At 72.2% G+C, this 19,527-nt stretch carries 18 protein-coding genes; 17 read left to right on the top strand and 1 reads right to left on the bottom strand.

Annotated elements, in window-relative coordinates; genetic code table 11:
• Positions 1 to 224: 224 nt before the first annotated feature.
• Genes JI739_RS16695 through JI739_RS16730 form a run of 8 tightly spaced genes read left to right on the top strand, consistent with a single transcriptional unit; the run spans position 225 to position 6,627 of the window.
• The gene (locus tag JI739_RS16695) at positions 225 to 992 is read left to right on the top strand and encodes an ABC transporter ATP-binding protein (protein ID WP_201685066.1); all 768 of its coding nucleotides are present in this window, start codon (positions 225 to 227) and stop codon (positions 990 to 992) included.
• Complete coding sequence (locus JI739_RS16700) at positions 989 to 1,744, top strand: ABC transporter permease (protein WP_201685067.1); 756 nt, start codon at positions 989 to 991, stop codon at positions 1,742 to 1,744. The genes JI739_RS16695 and JI739_RS16700 overlap by 4 nt, the downstream gene beginning before the upstream one ends.
• Complete coding sequence (locus tag JI739_RS16705; protein WP_435531615.1) at positions 1,741 to 2,763, top strand: ABC transporter substrate-binding protein; 1,023 nt, start codon at positions 1,741 to 1,743, stop codon at positions 2,761 to 2,763. The genes JI739_RS16700 and JI739_RS16705 overlap by 4 nt, the downstream gene beginning before the upstream one ends.
• A 9-nt stretch (positions 2,764 to 2,772) precedes the next feature.
• The gene (locus JI739_RS16710) at positions 2,773 to 3,540 is read left to right on the top strand and encodes an SDR family oxidoreductase (protein WP_201685068.1); all 768 of its coding nucleotides are present in this window, start codon (positions 2,773 to 2,775) and stop codon (positions 3,538 to 3,540) included.
• An 8-nt stretch (positions 3,541 to 3,548) separates the two neighbouring features.
• Positions 3,549 to 4,601: a thiamine phosphate synthase gene (locus JI739_RS16715; RefSeq protein WP_201685069.1), complete on the top strand. Its 1,053-nt coding sequence runs from the start codon at positions 3,549 to 3,551 to the stop codon at positions 4,599 to 4,601.
• The gene (gene thiO / locus JI739_RS16720) at positions 4,598 to 5,647 is read left to right on the top strand and encodes a glycine oxidase ThiO (protein ID WP_201685070.1); all 1,050 of its coding nucleotides are present in this window, start codon (positions 4,598 to 4,600) and stop codon (positions 5,645 to 5,647) included. The genes JI739_RS16715 and thiO overlap by 4 nt, the downstream gene beginning before the upstream one ends.
• Positions 5,644 to 5,844 carry a sulfur carrier protein ThiS gene (thiS, locus tag JI739_RS16725; protein ID WP_201685071.1) on the top strand — a complete coding sequence of 67 codons (201 nt, stop codon included), beginning with the start codon at positions 5,644 to 5,646 and terminating at the stop codon, positions 5,842 to 5,844. The genes thiO and thiS overlap by 4 nt, the downstream gene beginning before the upstream one ends.
• Positions 5,845 to 5,847: 3 nt before the next feature.
• A complete protein-coding gene (locus JI739_RS16730) occupies positions 5,848 to 6,627 on the top strand; it encodes a thiazole synthase (protein WP_201685072.1) in 780 nt (259 codons plus the stop codon).
• A 2-nt stretch (positions 6,628 to 6,629) separates the two neighbouring features.
• On the opposite strand, the gene JI739_RS16735 is transcribed toward JI739_RS16730, so the two are convergent.
• Positions 6,630 to 7,283 (bottom strand): TetR/AcrR family transcriptional regulator, encoded by a 654-nt coding sequence (locus JI739_RS16735; protein WP_201685073.1) that lies wholly within the window; start codon positions 7,281 to 7,283, stop codon positions 6,630 to 6,632.
• Between the two features lie 119 nt (positions 7,284 to 7,402).
• On the opposite strand from JI739_RS16735, the gene JI739_RS16740 reads away from it, so the two are divergent.
• The 9 genes from JI739_RS16740 (at position 7,403) to JI739_RS16780 (ending at position 19,498) form a co-directional block, all read left to right on the top strand.
• The gene (locus JI739_RS16740; protein WP_201685074.1) at positions 7,403 to 8,392 is read left to right on the top strand and encodes a tripartite tricarboxylate transporter substrate-binding protein; all 990 of its coding nucleotides are present in this window, start codon (positions 7,403 to 7,405) and stop codon (positions 8,390 to 8,392) included.
• A 144-nt stretch (positions 8,393 to 8,536) separates the two neighbouring features.
• A complete protein-coding gene (locus JI739_RS16745; protein ID WP_201685075.1) occupies positions 8,537 to 10,135 on the top strand; it encodes a sulfatase family protein in 1,599 nt (532 codons plus the stop codon).
• Positions 10,136 to 10,163: 28 nt separating this feature from the next.
• Entirely contained in the window at positions 10,164 to 11,324 is a 1,161-nt protein-coding gene (locus JI739_RS16750; protein WP_201685076.1) for an FAD-dependent monooxygenase, read from the top strand.
• Positions 11,325 to 11,435: 111 nt separating this feature from the next.
• Positions 11,436 to 12,638 (top strand): fimbria/pilus outer membrane usher protein, encoded by a 1,203-nt coding sequence (locus JI739_RS16755; RefSeq protein WP_201685077.1) that lies wholly within the window; start codon positions 11,436 to 11,438, stop codon positions 12,636 to 12,638.
• A gap of 158 nt (positions 12,639 to 12,796) precedes the next feature.
• Complete coding sequence (locus JI739_RS16760; RefSeq protein WP_201685078.1) at positions 12,797 to 14,440, top strand: ATP-binding protein; 1,644 nt, start codon at positions 12,797 to 12,799, stop codon at positions 14,438 to 14,440.
• Between the two features lie 59 nt (positions 14,441 to 14,499).
• Positions 14,500 to 15,687 carry an acetyl-CoA C-acyltransferase family protein gene (locus JI739_RS16765; RefSeq protein ID WP_201685079.1) on the top strand — a complete coding sequence of 396 codons (1,188 nt, stop codon included), beginning with the start codon at positions 14,500 to 14,502 and terminating at the stop codon, positions 15,685 to 15,687.
• Between the two features lie 87 nt (positions 15,688 to 15,774).
• On the top strand, positions 15,775 to 17,799 hold the full coding sequence (locus tag JI739_RS16770; protein WP_201685080.1) for a SpoIIE family protein phosphatase: 2,025 nt from the start codon (positions 15,775 to 15,777) through the stop codon (positions 17,797 to 17,799).
• Positions 17,796 to 18,689, top strand: a complete 894-nt coding sequence (locus JI739_RS16775; protein ID WP_201685081.1) for a transporter substrate-binding domain-containing protein — start codon at positions 17,796 to 17,798, stop codon at positions 18,687 to 18,689. Before JI739_RS16770 ends, JI739_RS16775 begins: the two co-directional genes overlap by 4 nt.
• The gene (locus JI739_RS16780) at positions 18,686 to 19,498 is read left to right on the top strand and encodes a class I SAM-dependent methyltransferase (RefSeq protein ID WP_201685082.1); all 813 of its coding nucleotides are present in this window, start codon (positions 18,686 to 18,688) and stop codon (positions 19,496 to 19,498) included. Before JI739_RS16775 ends, JI739_RS16780 begins: the two co-directional genes overlap by 4 nt.
• Positions 19,499 to 19,527: the final 29 nt, after the last annotated feature.

A 19,527-nucleotide genomic window follows, 5' to 3' on the forward strand; every position in this document is an offset into this window, starting at 1 on the left:
CGCCGCCTCCCCCCAAGGGGGGCCCCACCAGCGGCCCGGCGAAGCCGGTTCCGCGGTGGCACTGGAATGGCCGGCCGCTGCGCGGCGGCCTGGGGAGGGGAGCATTCCTTCCGCGCGGGGGGGGCGCCACCAGCGGCCCGGCGAAGCCGGTTCCGCGGTGGCACTGCAGTGGCCGGCCGCTGCGCGGCGGCCTGGAAGCATTCCTTCCGTGCAGGGGAACTGACATGAGCTTCTTGTGTTTGCATGCGGTGGACTTCGGCTTCGCGGACGGCACGCCGCTGCTGCATGGGCTCGACCTGGAGCTGGCGCGCGGCGAGATCCACTGCATCGTGGGCCGCAGCGGCTGCGGCAAGACCACGCTGCTGCGGCTGGCCGCCGGGCTGCTGCAGCCGCAGGCGGGCCAGGTGAGCGTGGGTGGCGTGGCGCCCGAACAGGCCCGCAGCGACATCGGCTTCGTGTTCCAGGCGCCGACGCTGCTGGAATGGCTGCCCGTGCTGGACAACGTGCTGCTGCCGGTGTCCCTGCAACGGCGTCCCGGGGCGCGCGATGTCGAACAGGCCCGGCAGCTGCTGGCCCGGCTCGGCCTCGGTGACTACGCGCAGCGCTACCCGCGACAGCTCTCGGGCGGCCAGCAAAGCCGCGTGGCATTGGCCCGGGCGCTGGTGCTCGGGCCCTCGCTGCTGCTGCTGGACGAGCCCTTCGCCGCGCTCGACGCGATCACCCGCGAGGAGCTGCAGGCCGACCTGCTGCGCATGTGCCGCAGCGAAGGCACGACGGTGCTGTTCGTCACGCACGACATCGCCGAGGCGGTGTTCCTGGGCGACCGGGTGACGGTGATGGATGCGGGCCGCATCGTGCGGCAGCTGCCGGTGGCCGGCCTGCATGACCGCGCCAGCCCCGCCTTCGCCGCCGCCTGGGCCCAGCTGCGCCAGGCCATGCACCTGCCGGTCGGCGAAGCGATGGCCGACGCCGTCGCGGAGTGCGCCCCATGAAGCCGATCGCGTTCGCTTCGGCCCTGCTGCTGGTGCTGCTGGTGGGGGCGTGGGAGTGGGCTTCGCGCACGCTCGGCCTGTCGGCCCTGGTGCTGCCGGCGCCTTCACAGGTGGTGCGGGCGCTGGGCGGCGGGCTGGCGTCGGGCTACCTGTGGCCGCACGTGATGGCGACCGCGAGCGCGCTGGCCGCGGGCGTGCTGCTGGGGTGCGGCATCGGCTTCGCCGCCGGCGTGGCCATGGCCGAATCGCGCGTGCTGCGCGGGCTGTTCATGCCCTACGTGGTGGTCAGCCAGGTGGTGCCCAAGCTGGCGCTCATGCCGCTGTTCATCCTGTGGTTCGGCTTCGGCATGACCTCCACCGTGGTCATCACCGCGCTGATCTGTTTCTTTCCGCTGCTGGAGACCACGCTGACCAGCTTGCAGCAGGTGCCGCCGGAACGGCTGGAGCTGTTTCGCATGCTGGGCGCCTCGCGCTCGCAGGTGCTGTGGCGCCTGAAGCTGCCCACCGGCCTGCCCGGCATCCTGGCCGGCCTGCGGGTGGCGGTGATGCTGGCGCTGGTCGGGGCCGTGGTCGGCGAGTTCATGGGCGCCAACCGGGGCCTGGGGGCTCTCGTGATCGCCGCCCAGGGAACCATGGACACGCCGCTGATGTTCGCCGTGCTGGCCCTGATCGCGGGCCTGGGCCTGGTGGCCTACCAGCTCACCCTCTGGCTGGAGCGCTGGCTGCTGCGGCCCTACACACGAATCGCATGAACCAGGAGAAAACGACCATGACGCACCCGAGCTTCCACCGCCGCCAGCTGCTGCAGGCCGCCGCCCTGATGGCCTTTCCTGCGGCCTTGCGCGCGCAGCCGCAAGGCCTGGAGAAAATCACCGTGGCCGGCTGGAGCAAGGCCATCACCGAGGTCATGCCGCTGCTGGTCGAACCCGACAAGGGCTTCTACAAGGCCCAGGGCATCGAGCTGGCCTACCTGCCCGGGGCCGGCGGCGGCGATGCCATCCGCAACATCCTCAGCGGCCAGGCCGACCTGGCCTTCGCCGATCCGGGCTCGCTGTTCGCCGCGCTGGACAAGGGCGAAAAGCTGCGCGCGGTGTACGACATCTACCCGCAGAACGTCTTCAACGTGGTGGCGCTCAAGTCCAGCGGCATCACCCGCGCCGCCGACCTCAAGGGCAAGCGCATCGGGGTGTACAGCCTCGCCAGCGGCACGCGGCAGAACCTGCTGGTGCTGCTGCACCGAGCCGGCCTGAAGGAGAGCGACGTGCAGATCGTCGTGACGGGCCTGTTGAATTTCGCGCCGCTGCTGCAAGGGCAGGTGGACGCGACCGCGGCCACCGACACCGGCCTGGCCATCGGCCGCCGGCGCGGCCTGGGCGAGGTGAACGTGATCGAGGTGCGCGACTCGCTCAACGTCTCCAGCGACCTGTTCGTGGTGCGTGAAGAGGTATACCGCCAGCGCAAGCCGGCGCTCGCCCGCTTCCTCAAGGCCTACCGCGACGCCGCCGCCTGGATGATCGCCCGTCCCGAAGAAGCCGCCCGGCTGGCGGCCGTGCGCGCCATCGACGGCAGCGACCCGGCGCTGGCCCTCGAGGTCGTGAAGCTGCGCAACGCCGCGACGGTCTCGCCGCTGACCACGCGCCAGGGACTGGGCACCATGGACCTGGCCTCGCTGCAGGCCGCCGCCGACGCCTATCGCGAACTGGGGCTGGTCCAGCGGCCGCTGCGCATGGCCGAGGTGGTGGCCAGCGACCTGCTGCCGGGTCGGGAGTAGGGCGGGTCCATGGACTTCAAGGACCGCGTGGTGATCGTGACCGGCGCCGGCCGGGGCATCGGCGCGGCCCTGGCCCGTGCGTTCGCGGGGCAGGGCGCTTCGGTGGTGGTGAACTACCTTCGGCAGCCCGAGTCGGCCGGACAGGTGGCCGACGAGTGCCGGCGCGCCGGCGGTGACGGCCTGGCGGTGGCCGCCGACGTGCGCACGGCCGACGGGGCGCGGCACCTGGTGGCGCAGGCGCTGGAGGTGTTCGGCCGGCTCGACGTGGTGGTCAACAACGCCTTCAGCCCCTACACCTTCGACCCCGAACAGCGCCGCCGCGCCGACGAACTGTCCTGGGCCGACTACCAGGCGCAGTTCGAGGGCGCGGTGGGCGCCGCCCACCACATGTGCCAGGCGGCGCTGCCGGCGCTGCGCCAGCGCTCGCGCGGCGCCATCGTCAACATCGCCACCAACCTGGTCGAGCATCCGCTGGTGCCGTACCACGACTACGCCACGGCCAAGTCGGCCCTGGTGGGCTACAGCCGCAACCTGGCGGCCGAGCTGGGGCCGGTGGGCGTGCGGGTCAACTGCGTCGCGCCGGGGCTGGTGTATCCCACCGCCTCCACGGCCGCCACCCGCGCGGCCTTCCGCGAATCCATCGCCGCCGCCACGCCGCTGCGGCGCATCGCCCGGCCCGAGGACATCGCCGGGCCGGTGCTGTTCCTGGCCTCCGACTGGAGCGCCTTCATGACCGGCCAGGTGCTGTTCGTGGACGGCGGGCTGGTCATGAAATGACGTCGAGCATGCCTGCTGTACCCCTTTCCTTCCTTCACCTGCTGACCGCGCCCGACATGCCGGCTTCACGCGTGCCGGCCCTGGCGGCCGCGACCCGCGCCGAGCGCGGTGGCACGGTCTGCGTGCGGGACGTTCCCCAGGCCGGCGGCGGCCGGCTGCACTGGCTGGACGCGGCCCATGCGCGCGGCTGGATCGAGGCGCCCGCGCCCCTCGATCCGCTGCGCCTGCAAGACGGCTTCGACCGGGCGAACGCGGCCGGCTTCGTGGGGGCCGACGCGCTGCTGCTGGCCTGCATGCCGGAAGGGGGATGGGTGTTGCCGCGCCTGTCGTGGGGCGAGTCGCCGCGCTTCGCCGCGCCGCGGATGGCCGATGCCGAAGTCTTCGGCATCTACGCGCTGGTCGATTGCGCCGAGCGGCTGGCGCCGGTGCTTGCGGCCGGCGTTCGCACCGTGCAGTTGCGCCGCAAGACCCCGGCCCACCCCGACGCCGCCTGGCGCGCCGAGCTGCGGCAAGAAGTGGCGCGCTGCATCGAGCTGGCCCGCGAGGCCGGCGCACAGCTGTTCGTCAACGACCACTGGGAGCTGGCACTGGAGCTGGGCGCCGCCGGCGTCCACCTGGGCCAGGAGGACGTGCTCGCCCTGGGCGACGCCGGCCGCGAGCGGCTGCTGGCCAGCGGCGTGGCCCTGGGCCTGAGTTCGCACAGCGTCTGGGAGTTGTGCCGCGCCCGCGCCCTGTCGCCGCGCTACATCGCCTGCGGCCCGGTGTGGCCCACCACCACGAAGGACATGCCCTGGATCCCGCAGGGCCTGGACAACCTGGGCTGGTGGTGCCGCATGGCCGGCGCCCCGGTGGTCGCCATCGGCGGCATCCTGCAGGCGGCGCAGGTGCGCGACACGGCGGCGGCCGGCGCGGCCGGCGTCTGCATCGTGCGGGGGCTCGGCCCCGAACCCGGGCAGGTGTTGCCGGGGCTGCTGGCCGCCTTCGAGGCGGGCCGGGCGGCGCGCACGGCCCATGCGGCGGACTGGCCGCACCCCACGCTGCCCCCGGAGCACGGCGCATGACCGCGCGGTCGCCCCAACGCGTCGCCATCGCCGGTGCCGGCTTGCTGGGCCGCCTGCTCGCCGCGCAGCTGGCCCGTGCCGGCTGCGAGGTGCAGGTGTTCGACCCCGCCGCCGATCCCCTGGCGCGCGGCGCCGCCGGCTGGACCGCCGCCGGCATGCTCAGCCCGGTGGCCGAACTCGAATGCGCCGACGAACACGTGTTCGCCCTGGGGCTGCGCTCGTTGGCGCTGTGGCCCGGCATCGTGCAGGCGCTGGGCCGGCCGGTGGACCTGCGCTTCCACGGCAGCCTGCTGCTGGCGCATCGCGGTGACGAAGGCGCGGCCCGGCGCGTGGTGGACCTGCTGGCCGCCAAGGCGCCGTCCGGCCACGCACCGCAGGTGCTGGACGGCGCCGGCCTGCGCGAGTTGGAACCCGAGGTGCAGCGGCTGCCGAACGCCTGGCTGCTGCCGGGCGAGGGCCAGATCGACACGGTGCAGGCCATGCAGGCATTGGCCGAGACCGCCGCCGAGGCCGGCGCGCGCTTCCACTGGGGATCGACCGTGGTGGCCGCCGGCGCCGGCCACCTGCAGCTGGAAGGCGGCCGCCGCATCGAGGCCGACCACGTGTTCGACGTGCGCGGCACCGGCGCCCGGCCGCAGCTTCCGGTGCGCGGCGTGCGCGGCGAGATCCTGCACCTGCACGCGCCCGGGCTCCGATTGCAGCGGCCGCTGCGCCTGCTGCACCCGCGCCACCGCGTCTACATCGTGCCGCGCCCCGGCGATCGCATCCTGGTGGGCGCCAGCGAGATCGAGAGCGAGGACCGCTCGCCGATTTCCGTGCGCAGCACGGTCGAACTGCTCACCGCCGCCCACAGCGTGCTGCCGGCCCTGGCCGAGGCGCGCGTGGTGCACACCGAAACCAACCTGCGCCCGGCCTTGCCGGACAACCTGCCGTCGCTGCACGTCGAGCCCGGGCTCACCCGCATCAATGGCCTGTTCCGGCACGGCTGGCTGATCGGCCCCGCGCTGGTCGAACAGGCGCTGTCTTCCTCCATGCCCACCCCATGAACATCACCCTCAACGGCGAGCCGCGCGAACTGCCCGAGGGCAGCACCCTCGCGCAATTGGTCGCCCTGATTGCCGAGTCACCGCAGGCGGTGGCCACGGCCGTCAACCAGGAATTCGTCGCCCGCGATTCGCGCGATGCCTGCGTGCTGCGCGAGGGCGACGCCGTCTTCACCTTCCAACCCATCACCGGAGGCTGAGCCATGTCCGTTTTCGAGATCGGCGGCGCCCGCCTGGAGAGCCGCTTCTTCCTGGGCACCGCGGGCTACCCGTCGCCCGCCGTCCTGCAGCAGGCCATCGCCGCCTCGGGCACCCAGGTGGTCACCGTGGGCCTGAAACGCCAGCTGGCCGGCGACGGCAAGCCCAACGAATTCATCCGCCTGATCCGCGAGAGCGGCGCGCGCCTGCTGCCCAACACGGCCGGCTGCCGCAGCGCCCAGGAAGCGGTGACGCTGTCGCGCATGGCGCGGGAGCTGTTCGGCACGAACTGGATCAAGCTCGAAGTGGTGGGCGACGAACACACGCTGCAGCCCGACCCCTTCGAGCTGGTCGAGGCCGCCGGCACCCTGGTGCGCGATGGCTTCGAGGTCTTTCCCTACTGCACCGACGACCTCGTGAGTTGCCAGCGCCTGCTCGACGTGGGCTGCCGCATCCTCATGCCCTGGGGAGCACCCATCGGCTCGGGCCAGGGCCTGCTCAACCCGACGGCGCTGCGCACCCTGCGCGCCCGCCTGCCCGACGTGCCGCTGATCGTCGACGCCGGCATCGGCTCGCCCAAGGACGCGGTGCAGGCGATGGAGCTGGGCTTCGACGGCATCCTGTTGAACAGCGCCGTGGCGCAAGCGCGCGACCCGGTGGCCATGGCCCGGGCGTTCCGCCTGGCGGTCGAGGCCGGAAGGCTGGCGTGGGAAGCGGGGATCATGGCCCGTCAGGACATGGCGGTGCCGACGACGCCGGTGACGGGAAGGCCCTTCGTCTTGTAGTTCTAGCCTTCGAGCGCCCTTGCCAGCAACTCCGTCAGCGAGTCGATGTACCCCTGGCGGACCTGCTGTTCGTCGGCTTCGCCGTCGAACAACACCGACAGCAGCGGCCTGGCATCGACGAAGAAGGTGGTGAGCCCCAGCACCGCCACGTGCAGGTAGCGGGGGTCGGGCAAGTGGCCCGCGTCGTTGCGCAAATCGCCCAGCAGCGATTGCGTGAGCGCCAGCCCGCGGGTGGCGATGGCGGTCAGGTCCTCGCCGTCGCTTCCTTCTTCGGGCGGGGCGGCATAGATCTCCTTGAGCACCAGCTGCACGAAGCGCGGGTTTTCCTCGTGGAAGCCCACCAGCAGCTCCAGCCGCCGGCGGATGCGCTCGCGCAGCGGGCCCTGTTCGGACAACACCTGCGCGCTGCGTGCCTGCACGTCTGCCAACAGGGCGTTCGCCGTGGCGCGAAAGACCCCCTTCTTGCTCCCGAAGTAATAGCGCACCAGCGCCGGATCGACCTCGGCCTGGGCGGCGATGTCGGCCAGGGTGAGCTCCTCGGGCGCATGGCTGCGCAGCAGCTCGCGGGTGCCTTCGATGATCCGCTCGCGCCCGACGGCGCTGCCGAGGTTGGGCCGGCCGGCGTTGCGGCGGCGGGGTGGCTCGAGGTGGCTCATGGGCGGGCAGTTTAGGGGGAGGGGCTTGCGCCCCATCCCGGTTCTCGTATTTAATTCCTGACCGCCGGAATTTAAGGCCGGTCGTTGTTCCCACCCGTTTTATTTTGGAAAGGCTCGCCATGATCGACCGCACCGCTTTTTCCCGCCCCAGCGGCACCCGCCGGCTCCTGCTGGCCCTGGCCGTGGCTGCGCCGCTGGCCGCCTGGTCGCAGGGCGACGCCGGGCGCATCAGCATCGTGGTGCCGTTCCCGGCCGGTGCCGGCCCCGACCTGGCGGCGCGTCTGATCGCCGACAAGCTCGGGCCGCGCATCGGGCAGACCGTGATCGTGGAGAACCGCCCCGGCGTGGGCGGGCTGGCGGGGGCCGGCGTGGTGGCGCGCAGCCGCGCCGACGGGCACACGCTGCTGCTGGCGCCGAGCACGCTGGCCATCTCGCCCCACGTGCTGCCCAAGGGGGCCGGCGGCGGCATCGACGTGCTGAACGACCTGGCGCCGGTGCTCAAGGTGGGCACCACGCCCATGCTGCTGGTGGCCAACCCCGACGCCGGCATCCGCAACGTGCAGCAGCTGCTGGCGGCGGGCAAGACCAAGGAACTGGCCTACGGCAGCGCCGGCAACGGCTCGCCCATGCACTTCGCCGGCGCCATGCTGCAGAAGTCGACTGGCCTGAAGCTGATGCATATCCCGTACAAGGGTGCCGCGCCGTCGGTGGTGGCGGCCATGTCGGGCGAGGTGCCGCTGTTGGTCAGCGCGCTGGGCGGCGTCTCGGGGCAGTTGCGCAGCGGCAAGCTGGTGGCCATCGCCGTGACCGAGCCCAAGCGCACCACGCTGCTGCCCGACGTGCCGACGCTGGCCGAGGCCGGCGTGAAGGACGTGGTGGTCAGCACCTGGTATGGCCTGTTCACGCGCGCCGGCACGCCCGACGCGACCATCGCCCGCCTGAACCAGGAGGTGAATGCCGTGCTGAAGATGCCCGACGTGCGCGAGAAGCTGGAGACCGCCGGCATCGAGGTCACCGGCGGCACGCCGCAGGAGCTGCGCTCGGCGATGGTGGCCGACCACGAGCGCTACGGCCGCATCGCGCGCGAGCTCTCGATCACGGCGGATTGATCGGCCCACCCCCGAAGCGCCTGCGGCGCCTCCCCCTCAAGGGGGCGCCACCAGCGGCCCGGCAAAGCCGGTTCCGCGGTGGCCCTGGTGTTCGGTCTGTTCGCTCGGGCGGGCGGGTGATTTGCAGCATTGTGGAGAACTGAGATGGCGCATTCGCGCGAGAGCGGTCGGCCGAACTTCGTGCTGTTCGTGACCGACCAGCACAAGGCCGATCACCTGGGGTGCTACGGCGACCGGGTGGTGTCCACGCCGCGCATCGACGCCCTGGCGCGCGACGGACGGGTGTTCGACGACTTCCACGTCGCCTCGCCGATCTGCCAGCCGAATCGGGCCTCGCTCATGACGGGCCGCCTGCCCAGCGCGCATGGCGTGCTGTCCAACGGGCGCGAGTTGTCGCTGTCGCAGCGCACCTTCGTGGACATGCTGCGCGAGGCCGGCTGGCGCACGGCGCTGGTGGGCAAGTCGCACCTGCAGAACATCACCGACGCGCCCGCCGCCTGGCCCGGGCCGGGCGAGGAGCGGCTGCCGCTGGAGTCGGTGCGGGCCCATCCCGGCGCCTACGGGCAGGAGGTGTGGCGGCGCTGGAACGACGACCCGGCCTTCGAGCTGCAGCTGCCGTACTACGGCTTCGAGCATGTTCAGCTCACCATCGGCCACGCCGACGAGCAGCACGGTCACTGGCGCCGCTGGCTGCGCCAGCAGCTGCCTGATGCCGATCGACTGATCGGCCCGGACCACGCGCTGCCCACGCCGGACCTTGCTCTGCGCGCCTCGCGCCAGGCCTGGCGTACCCGGCTGCCCGAGGAACTGCATCCCACGCGCTGGATCGCCGACCGCTGCTGCGACTGGATCGCGCAGCAGGCGGCGCAGGAGCAGCCTTTCTTCATCCAGTGCTCGTTCCCGGACCCGCATCATCCCTTCACGCCGCCGGGCCGCTTCTGGGACCTGGTTCGCCCCGGCGACGTGCCGCTGCCGGACAGCTTCGCGGCGGACCTGCACGACGCACCGCCGCCGGTGCGGGCGCTGCGCCAGGCGGCGGCCGCCGGACAGGCCCGCAAGGGCGGCCATGGCGCCTTCGCCGCGAGCGAGCAGGAGATCCGCGAGGCCCTGGCCCTGAACCACGGCTCGATCGCCTTCATCGACGAGGCGGTGGGCCGCGTGGTCGCCACCCTGGAGCGGCTGGGCCTGGCCGACGACACGGTGCTGGTGTTCACCGCCGACCACGGCGAGCTGCTGGGTGACCGCGGGCTGATGCTCAAGGGCGGCCTGCACTACCGGTCGCTGACACGCGTGCCCTTCATCTGGCGCGACACCGCCGGCCGGCGCGAGCCGGGTCGCACCAGCGAGCTGGCCCAGACCATCGACATCGCCCCCAGCGTGCTTGACCGCGCCGGGCTGGCGCCGGCCAACGGCATGCAGGGCTGCTCCCTGCTGCCGCTGGTGCAAGGCCAGGCGCAGCTGGCGCGCGAGCAGCTGCTCGTCGAGGAAGAAGGCCAGCGGCGCGACTTCGGCCTGCGTCAGCGGCCCCGGCTTCGCACGCTGCTCACGCGGCGGCATCGCCTGACCGTGTACGCCGACGAGCCCTGGGGCGAACTGGTGGACCTGCGCGACGACCCGCTGGAGCTGCGCAACCTGTGGCACGCGCCCGAGGCGCAGCCGCTCAAGGGCGAACTCGCCCTGCAACTGGCGGCCACGATGGCTCGTGCCGCCTCGACCAGTCCCTATCCATCGGCCTCGGCCTGAACCCTCACCCCCACACCGGAGACATCCCATGAGCAATCGACTGGACATCGGCATCGTCGGCGCTGGCGTCGGCGGCCTCGCCGCGGCCATCACCCTGGCGCGGCACGGCCACGCCGTCACCGTGTACGAACAGGCCGGGCGCTTCGCCCGCGTCGGCGCGGACATCAACCTCACGCCCAACGCGGTGCATGCGCTGGACGGGCTGGGGGCCAGCGTGGGCCAGGCCATCCGCCGCGCCGGGGCACGCCCCACCTTCCGCATCAGCCGCGACTGGGACACCGGCCGCGAGACCTCGCGCCTGGGCATGAGCGACGTGGCCGAGGCGCGGTACGGCGCGCCGCAGATCACCATCCACCGCGCCGACCTGCTGGCGGCGCTGACCGAGGCGTTCCCGGCGCAGCGGGTGCGCTTCGGCGCCCGGATGCGCAGCCTGGTGCAGCGCGGCGGCGTGGTGGAGCTGGGTTTCGAGGACGGCAGCAGCGCGCAGCACCAGGTGGTGGTGGGCGCCGACGGCATCCATTCGCGGGTGCGGGCGGCGCTGTTCGGCGAGGAGAAGCCGCGCTTCACCGGCGTGGTGTCGTTCCGCGCCGTGGTACCCACCGAGCGCGTGCGCGACGTGCCGGAGATCGAGGCCTTCACCAAGTGGTGGGGCCCCAATCCGCAAAGCCAGATCGTCACCTTTCCGCTGAACCAGGGCCGCGACACCTTCGTTTTCGCCACCACCGGGCAGGACTCCTGGCACGAGGAGTCCTGGACCAGCGAAGGCGACGTGAACGAGCTGCGCGAGGTGTACCGCGACTTCCATCCCGACGCGCGCAAGCTGCTGGACGCCTGCGAGACCGTGCTCAAGAGCGCGCTGTACGAACGCGATCCGCTGCCGCGCTGGTCGGTGGGCTGCGTGACCCTGCTGGGCGACGCCTGCCACCCCATGCTGCCGTTCATGGCGCAGGGCGCCTGCCAGGCTGTCGAAGACGCCGTGGTGCTGGGCCGCGCGATCGGCGGGTTGGTCGCGGCGGCCGAAGTACCGGCAGCCTTGCGGGCCTATGAAGACACGCGGCGCGAGCGCACCGCGCAGATCCAGCTCGGCTCGCGCGGCAACCAGTGGATGAAAGGCCCCGGCAACGCCGACTGGCTGTATGGCTACGACGCGTGGCACGCACCCCTCGAGCCGGCGGCGGCCACGGCCTGAAGACCGGCGGGGCTCGGGCCGCCAAGCCCGGCCGTGACTTCCTGCCCAACTTCGGCCCAAGCTTGAGTCATCCGGCCGGTCTTTTGTTCAGCTTGGCCCAGCCGGCCTAGCATGGCCGCTGAGCGTATGCACCGGCTGTCCTTTCCCCTGCTGTCCGTCGTCCTGGTCTTGAGCCATGCTGGGCCGGCGCGGGCGCAGGGCGGCTCGGAGCCGCCGCTGCCGCCGTTGGTCCCGCTGCCGGTGGTGGAGGTGCGGCCCGCCTCGGGCGTGGAAATCCGGCTGCGGCCCGAAACCCCGACGGAGGCGGCCAGCCCCGCGCGGCTCGAAGGGCTGCTCGACACCGGCGACTGGAGGCTGCGCAGCAGCGTGCGTGTGAGCCCCGAGGACGGGCCCGCATGGCGGGTGCAGCGGCTGGACACCGGACTGCAGCTGCAGGTGCCGGGTCCGGTGCAGACGCTGGTGCTCGGGGACACGCTCGCGAGCGGCGGCGGCTGGAGCCGCCCGGTACGCCTCGGTGGCCTGCGGCTGGGCCGCAGCCTGACCCTGCGGCCGGGTCACGAGGCCCTGGCGCGGCCCACGGCCCACGCGGCCCTGCCGGTCACCCCGCTCGGATTCGGCGCCCCGCCGCCGCCGGCGATGGCGCGCGGCCCCGGCGTCGCGGCGGTGCCGGTGGTGGCCCCGGTGGCCGACATCGCCGACCTCGCGCCCGGTGCCTGGGACTACGAGCTGGAGCTGGGTCGCCTGCGCAGCGGCTGGGGCACGCCGGATGACCGCTACGGCCCGGCATTCATGGCGGGCGCCTACCGGCGCGGCGTCGGCCACCGCACGACGGTCGAGGCCCGCACGGAGTGGAGCGCAACCCGGCAGGCCGCCGGGGTGGAGATCGCCCACCGCCGGCCCGACGGCGCCCATCTCGCTGCGGTGCTGGCACGCTCGGAATCCGACGGCGGCAGCGGCCTGCGTACCGGCATGCGGGTTGCCGGCCAGGCGCTCGGTGCCCGCTGGCGCCTGAGCTGGGACGGCTTCGAACCCGACTGGACACCGGCCGCCGCGGCCGCCCACGAAGTGCAGCCGCGGTCGCGCCTGCGCGCATCCGCCCGTGCCGACCTCACCCGTCAGCTGAGCGCCGGCCTGACCGTGGCCGAACAAAGCGCCTGGAACGCGGAGTCCGAGCGCGTGCTGGCGCTGAACCTGCGGCTGGCGCTGCCGCAGGGCAGCAGCGTGGTGCTGGATCTGAGCGAACGCCCCGGCCTGGGCGCGCCGCTCCAGCACCGGCTGGTGCTGGATGTACCGCTGGACATCATCGGGCGTTGACGTGTGGCTGCGCGCGCCGATTCCGACACACCGCCCGGGCGCGGTGGCCCCCGCCTGTGGCGCGCCGGCTTCAGCCCCTGGCAAGCCGTACCAGGCGGCCTGAAACCCGGTGCTAGCATGCGGCGCTACGCGGCCGTACGGGCTGCGCACCCGCCGCCATGATCCCGCAGCCCCTGTATCCACTCGCCGACATCCAGCCCCCGTGGCCGCCCCAGGGCGAGCCCGCCGCCAGCGGCAAGCTGTCCGCCGAGGACCGCCTCGAGCTCGCGTTGCGCGCCAGCGGCCTCGGGCTGTGGGAGTACACGCCGGCTGACGACCGGGTGGTGCTCTGGGCCAGCTGGCAGCAGATCCTGGGCTTCTCGCCCGATGCGCGCACGGTGGCTTCGCAGCAGCTGGCGCACCTGGGCGTGGGCGAGACCGCCGAGGCCTTCCGCGATGCGCTGCTGGCATTGGCGGCCGACGCGGGCGTCGCACAGTTCAGCATCGAGCACGAGGTGACCAAGGCCTCGGGCGCCCGCATCTGGGTGCAGACCGAGGGGCAGGTCACCGCCCGCGACGGCGCCGGCCGGGTGCTGCATGTGATCGGCACCACCAAGAACATCACCGAGAGCAAGCGCCACCAGAGCGCACTGCAGGCCGCCGTGGAGGCGGCCGAGCAGGCCAAGCGGGCGCGGGCCGACTTCCTGGCCACCATGAGCCACGAGATCCGCACCCCGCTCAACGGCGTGATCGGGCTGTCGCGGGTGCTGCAGGAATCCGAACTGCCGGCGCGCGAGGCGGGCTACGTGAACCTGATCAACAGTTGTGCGCACGCGCTGCTCGGGCTGGTGAACGACGTGCTCGATTTCTCCAAGATCGACGCCGGGCAGATGGTGCTGGAGCCGGCGGCGTGCGACCTGCACGCCTTGCTCGAGGAGATCGGCGGCCTGTTCCTGGACCGCGCCCGCGCCAAGTCGGTGTGCTTCGAGCTGCGCCGAGCGCCCGAGCTGCCGCGGTACGTCACCGTCGACCCGCAGCGGCTTCGCCAGATCCTGCTCAACCTCCTGGGCAACGCGCTCAAGTTCACCGACCGCGGGGGCTTCGCACTGTCGGTGGACATGGGCAGCCTGGCGCGCCAACGCTCGCTGCTGTTCGCCGTGACCGACACCGGCATCGGCATCTCGCCCTTGGACCAGGCGCGCTTGTTCCAGCGCTTCTCGCAGGTGGACGCCTCCAGCACCCGGCGCTTCCAGGGCAGCGGCCTCGGCCTGGCCATCTCGCGCGACCTGGCGCTGCTGATGGGGGGCGACATCCGGGTGTCCAGCGCACCGGGCTCCGGGTCCACCTTCACCCTGGAGATCCCGCTGGTGCCGGCCGCGACCGGCCCCGTCGTCCAGCCGGCCCAACGCGTGCTTGCGAGCACCGCACCGCTGCTGCTGGTGGAAGACAACCCGATCAACCAGATGGTGGCGCGGGCGCTGCTCGAGAAGCTGGGCTTTGCCCAGGTGACCACGGCGGTGCACGGCGAAGATGCGCTGCGCCTGTGCCGCGAGCAGTCCTTCGCGCTGGTGCTGATGGATTGCCAGATGCCGGTGATGGACGGCTTCGAGGCCACGCGCCAGTTGCGGGCGTCCGGCTTCACCATGCCCATCGTGGCGCTCACCGCCGGTGCCGTGAGCGACGACCGCGACCGCTGCCTGGCCTGCGGCATGAACGACTACCTGGCCAAACCCATCGACGCCGCCCTCCTCGGGGGCGTGCTCGATTTCTGGCTGTCCGGCGGCACCCGCGGCGAACCGGCCGCGGTGCGCCGCGCCACCTGAGAAGCTGCGAACGCATCCACAGCCTCCCAGCCCTCCATCCACTGTTCGAGAGGCCCTCCATGTCCCTGCCTGAAGTCTTCGTCGTCGCCGCCGCCCGAACCGCCGTCGGCACTTTCGGCGGCAGCCTGAAGGATGTGCCGCTGTCGCAGCTCGCCACCACCGCCGTGCGGGCCGCGCTCGAGCGCAGCGGCGCACCGGCCGACGCGGTGGGCCACCTGGTCATGGGCAACGTGATGCCGACCGACGCGCGCGACGCCTACCTGAGCCGCGTGGCCGCCATCGAGGCCGGCCTGCCGCAGGAGGTGCCGGCCTTCAACGTCAACCGGCTGTGCGGCTCGGGCCTGCAGGCGGTGGTGTCGGCCGCCCAGTGCCTGCTGCTGGGCGATGCACAGGTGGCGATTGGCGCCGGGGCCGAGTCGATGTCGCGCGGGCCCTACCTGGCCACCGCCGCGCGCTGGGGCCAGCGCATGGGCGACATGCAGATGCAGGACTACATGCTCAACATCCTGCACGACCCCTTCCACCGCATCCACATGGGGGTCACGGCCGAGAACGTGGCCGAGCGCCACGGCATCACCCGGCAGCAGATGGACGAACTGGCGGCCGAGAGCCATCGACGCGCGGCCGCGGCCATCGCCGAAGGTCGCTTCAAGGAGCAGATCACGCCGGTGCGCATCGCCAGCCGCAAGGGCGAGGTGACGTTCGACACCGACGAGCACGTGAAGGCCGACACGCGCGTGGAGGTGCTGGCCCAGATGAAGCCGGCGTTCCGCAAGGAGGGCGGCACGGTGACGGCCGGCAATGCCTCGGGCATCAACGACGGCGCTGCGGCCGTGGTGCTGGCCAGCGCCCAGGGCGTGCGCGACCACGGGCTGCGCCCGATGGCGCGGCTCGTCTCGTACGCGCATGCCGGGGTCGATCCGCAGGTCATGGGCATCGGACCGGTGCCGGCGACGCGAGTGGCGCTGCAGAAGGCGGGGCTGTCGGTCGGGCAACTCGACGTGATCGAGTCGAACGAAGCCTTCGCCGCCCAGGCCTGCGCCGTGGCGCGCGAGCTGGGGTTCGACCCCGCTCGGCTCAACCCCAATGGATCCGGCATTTCACTGGGGCACCCGGTGGGCGCCACCGGGGCGATCCTGGTCACCAAGGCGGTCTACGAGCTGCAGCGGGTGCAGGGGCGCTACGCGCTCGTCACGATGTGCATCGGCGGCGGACAGGGCATCGCTGCGATTTTCGAGCGGGCCTGAGCGCGGCTGACCCCCGGAATTCAGTAGAACAACTGATCTTCCGGCCGGATTTAAGCGTTTATGCTCCGCCTCTCCTTTGGAGGTGGAATGAACGCACCCGCGCCCGAGCTGCGCTTTTTCCGCAACTACAACCGCAAGATCGGGTTGGCCTATGCGGTGCTGCTGCTGGTGCTGGTGGTGTTTCTCGTGCAGCAACTGCGACGCAGCATGGCCGACGAGATCGAGAGCATCCAGGGCCACCTGCAGCGCCATCACCAGTTCCTCGAGTTCGTGTTGCGCTCCTCGGCCGACGAGGTCGATTCCCTGCGCATGGCGGCGGGGCCGCTGGTGGCCGAGCCGCGTCCCGCCCGCAGCTGCGGGCCGGTGCCGGCACGGTGGGCCGCCGCCGGCTTGCGTGAGCGCCCCAACGGCGGCTTCGACCGGGACGCCCTGGCCGACCTGGACGCGGGTGGCAACCTGGTCGGGCAGGGCGGCCTGCGCGGTCGCGACGTCGACTTCTATTGCGACCTGGACTCCGCCCTGGGGCTCGATCCGCGCTTGCAGGCGCTGGCCTTCCAGCGGCCGCAGGCGGCCCGCACGCGCTTCATCTCGGTTCATGGCTTCCACCTGGTGTCGCCCTGGCGCCCCTCCGAAGAACTGCCCTTCGACGGCCGCGTGTTCGATGACCCGGTGTGGCACATGGGCCAGCCAGCACAGAACCCGGAGCGCCTGAAGTTCTGGGGACCCAGCTTTTTCGCGGGGGATGAAGCCGGCCTGCTGGTGCCGGTGGCGGCGCCCGTGTATGAGCAGGCCCGCTTCATGGGCGTGGTCTCGCTCGACATGAGCCTGGACCACCTGCATCGCGTCAACGCCAGCTTCGGCTATCCGCTGGGCAGCGTGGCCGTGGTCGATTCCGAAGGCTCGGTACTGGCCAATCCCGCCATCTATGGCGATCCGTTGTCCGTGCGCTCGCTGCACCGCCTGGTGCATCTGTTCTCGCCCGGGCTGCTCACGAACATGGACGATCTCCGGGCGCTGCCCGACGGCGAGGCCGCGGTCGTCGACGACTGGCTGGTGATCCGGCGCGGCTTCACGGCGGCCCCCTGGGAACTGGTCTACGCGGTCGCGCGCACCGATCTCTGGCTGCACCTGTTGTCCGAGCGCGCGCCGGCCATGGGCGCGGCCCTGCTGGCCATCGCGCTGATGATGGCGCTGATCTATGCCATCAGCTCGCGCGAGTTCGTGGCGCCGGCGGCCCGGCTGGTGGAGCACCTGATTGCCGAGTCCCGCCTGCAGCCCCGGCCCATGCCCAGGGTTCCCAAGGCCTGGCGGCCGTGGTTCGAGGCCATCACCCAGGGCTTTCGGCACTCGGTCGAACTGAGCACGCTGCGCAACGAGCTGGACATCGCCGCGGCCATGCAGCAGTCCATCCTGCCGCGCCAGTGGCCCAGCGACACGCGCTACTCGCTCTGGGGCAGCACCGCGCCCGCGCGTGAGGTCGGCGGTGACTTCTTCGACCACTTCGAGCTGGCCGATGGCCGCCGTGCCCTGGTGGTGGCCGATGTGAGCGGCAAGGGAATCGCCGCCGGACTCTTCGCCATGGTGGCCAAGACCCTGCTGCGCTCGCTGGCCACGCACCGACTGACCTCGCCGGCCGAAGTGGCCGCGCAGGTGAACAACGGCTTGTGCGTGGACAACGACAACAGCACCTTCGTGACCGGTGTGCACCTGCAGTACGACCCCGGGACGGGGTCTTTGGCCTACGTGAACGCGGGCCACCCGCCGCCGCTGCTGGTCCGCGCCGATGGCCGTTGCGAATGGCTGCCCGCCACCGGCGGGACGGCTTTCGGGGTCATGGAGGACCTGGTGTACACCCAGCGGCAGGCCAGCCTGGCGCCGGGTGACACGGTGCTGATGTACACCGACGGTGTCACCGAGGGCGAGGACGAGAGCACGCGGCAGTTCGGTGCCGAGCGCCTGCTGGCGCTGTTCGAGGGCCGTCCGCCGACCAGTGCGCAGGAGGCGGTTCAACGCATCATCGAAGCGGCGCGCCGCTTCGCCGGAAAAGCCGAGCAGTTCGACGACATCACCGGCATGGCGGTGCATTGCCTGCGACATGGGGCGCTGCCATGAGGCGCGGGCACCTGCTCCATCTGCTGCTGGCGGCGCTGGTGCTGGTCGCGTGGCTGCCGCGCGCGACCGCCGCGGGCGATGCGCTGGACGAGATCCAGCGGCGCGGGCGGCTGGTCGTGGGGGTGAAGAAAGATGTGCCGCTGTGGGGCCACCTCGATCCGCGCAGCGGCCTGCCCGTGGGCCTGGAGCCCGACCTCGCGGCCGACCTCGCCCGCCGGCTCGGGGTGCGACTGGAACTGGTGGGGCTGCTGACCGCCGAGCGCATCGACGCGGTGGCGCGCCGCCAGGTCGACGTGCTGGTGGCCACGCTGTCCGACACGCCGGACCGGCGCCAGCAGCTGCGACTGGTGCTGCCGCACTACTACGCGTCGGGGGCCAACGTGATGGCACGGCGCGACAAGGGCTTCACCCGCTGGAGCGACCTGCGCAACCGCCGCGTGTGCGGACGCCGCGGCGCGTTCTACAACCGGGCGATCACCGTGACCCATGGCGTGGACGTGGTGGCGGTGTACGGCAATCACCTGGCGCTCGCGGCGCTGCGCGACGGCCGCTGCGACGCCGTGCTGTATGACGACATCAACATCATCGCGCTGCTTCAGGAGCCGGCCTGGCTGGCGGAATTCGAGATGCCCCTGCCCACGCTGCACGTGGCACCGTGGGCCATTGCCGTCCACCCCGACGAAGGCGGCGGCCGGCTGGAGGCACGGGTCTCGCATGCGGTGGCCGACTGGCACCGCACCGGCCTGCTGCTCGACCTGCAGCGCAAGTGGGGCATTCCGGAATCGGACTTCACCCGCCGCCGGCACGAGGCCTGGACGCGGCGCCTGCCGGGCGGCGCGTGGTACTGCGGCGATTCGGCCGGCAAGGGCACGCCCGAGGACTGCCTGTGAGCGGCGTCTGGCAGAACCGGCGCGAACAGTTGCGCGAGCTCTACGATGGGTACTTTTCTTCGCACGAGTACGGGCAGCGCTATCCGCGCCCCAATCCCGGCACGCTGCGCTTCCTGCTGAGGCACGGTGCGGGCGGCGCGGCCCGGGTGCTGGACCTGGGCTGCGGCAACGGCCGCTACGCGCTGGCGCTGGTCGAAGCGGGGGCGCAGGAGCTGCTGGGCTGCGACATTTCGCAGGCTGCATTGGCCGAGTTCGCGCAGCGGCTGCAGGGCCATCCGGCGCAAGCTCGCGTGAGGCTCCTGGCGGGAGGTGCCGAAGCGCTGCCGCCGAACGAGCGCTTCGACTGCCTGCTCATGCTCTTCGGTGTCCTGAGCCATATCGGACCGCGCCAGCTGCGGCTGGACACGCTGCGCCAGCTGCGCGCAGTGGCAACGCCCGGCGCCCGCTTGCTGCTGTCGGTGCCCAGCCTCTGGCGCCGCCGCCCCTTGGAGCTGCTGCGTTCGCTGGCCCACGGGCAGCGCGAACAGCTGGGCGACATCGAGTTCCAGCGCCGCATCTGCCGGCGCGACCAGACCCTGGCCTATCACCTCTACACCGCTGCCGGACTGCGCCACGACCTGCGCGATGCGGGTTGGACGGTGCAGGCGATGGAGGCCGAAAGCCTGGTGCCCGAGTGGCTGCTGACCCAGCACCCGGCCATCGGTCGCTTCGATGCGGCGCTGCAGCCCTGGTTACCGGCAGCCCTCGGCTACGGCATCCGCGCGGTGGCCCGGCCGACAGTGGCCCGTTCGGACCTGCCTTGCGGCTGAAGGGCATCGGCGATGGCGCTGCTGCGCCA

It is taken from the genome of Ramlibacter aurantiacus (assembly GCF_016722895.1).
Classification (GTDB): domain Bacteria; phylum Pseudomonadota; class Gammaproteobacteria; order Burkholderiales; family Burkholderiaceae_C; genus Ramlibacter; species Ramlibacter aurantiacus.

What these genes read in the sequence shown, in the direction of transcription:
- JI739_RS16755 (WP_201685077.1), top strand. Translation starts at nt 11,436, where the DNA reads ATGGCCGCTGAGCGTATGCACCGGCTGTCCTTTCCCCTGCTGTCCGTC.
- JI739_RS16770 (WP_201685080.1), top strand. Translation starts at nt 15,775, where the DNA reads ATGAACGCACCCGCGCCCGAGCTGCGCTTTTTCCGCAACTACAACCGC.
- JI739_RS16760 (WP_201685078.1), top strand. Translation starts at nt 12,797, where the DNA reads ATGATCCCGCAGCCCCTGTATCCACTCGCCGACATCCAGCCCCCGTGG.
- JI739_RS16705 (WP_435531615.1), top strand. Translation starts at nt 1,741, where the DNA reads ATGAACCAGGAGAAAACGACCATGACGCACCCGAGCTTCCACCGCCGC.
- JI739_RS16710 (WP_201685068.1), top strand. Translation starts at nt 2,773, where the DNA reads ATGGACTTCAAGGACCGCGTGGTGATCGTGACCGGCGCCGGCCGGGGC.
- JI739_RS16715 (WP_201685069.1), top strand. Translation starts at nt 3,549, where the DNA reads ATGCCTGCTGTACCCCTTTCCTTCCTTCACCTGCTGACCGCGCCCGAC.
- JI739_RS16740 (WP_201685074.1), top strand. Translation starts at nt 7,403, where the DNA reads ATGATCGACCGCACCGCTTTTTCCCGCCCCAGCGGCACCCGCCGGCTC.
- JI739_RS16745 (WP_201685075.1), top strand. Translation starts at nt 8,537, where the DNA reads ATGGCGCATTCGCGCGAGAGCGGTCGGCCGAACTTCGTGCTGTTCGTG.
- JI739_RS16765 (WP_201685079.1), top strand. Translation starts at nt 14,500, where the DNA reads ATGTCCCTGCCTGAAGTCTTCGTCGTCGCCGCCGCCCGAACCGCCGTC.
- thiS (WP_201685071.1), top strand. Translation starts at nt 5,644, where the DNA reads ATGAACATCACCCTCAACGGCGAGCCGCGCGAACTGCCCGAGGGCAGC.
- JI739_RS16775 (WP_201685081.1), top strand. Translation starts at nt 17,796, where the DNA reads ATGAGGCGCGGGCACCTGCTCCATCTGCTGCTGGCGGCGCTGGTGCTG.
- JI739_RS16735 (WP_201685073.1), bottom strand. Translation starts at nt 7,283, where the DNA reads ATGAGCCACCTCGAGCCACCCCGCCGCCGCAACGCCGGCCGGCCCAAC.
- JI739_RS16730 (WP_201685072.1), top strand. Translation starts at nt 5,848, where the DNA reads ATGTCCGTTTTCGAGATCGGCGGCGCCCGCCTGGAGAGCCGCTTCTTC.
- JI739_RS16750 (WP_201685076.1), top strand. Translation starts at nt 10,164, where the DNA reads ATGAGCAATCGACTGGACATCGGCATCGTCGGCGCTGGCGTCGGCGGC.
- JI739_RS16700 (WP_201685067.1), top strand. Translation starts at nt 989, where the DNA reads ATGAAGCCGATCGCGTTCGCTTCGGCCCTGCTGCTGGTGCTGCTGGTG.
- thiO (WP_201685070.1), top strand. Translation starts at nt 4,598, where the DNA reads ATGACCGCGCGGTCGCCCCAACGCGTCGCCATCGCCGGTGCCGGCTTG.
- JI739_RS16695 (WP_201685066.1), top strand. Translation starts at nt 225, where the DNA reads ATGAGCTTCTTGTGTTTGCATGCGGTGGACTTCGGCTTCGCGGACGGC.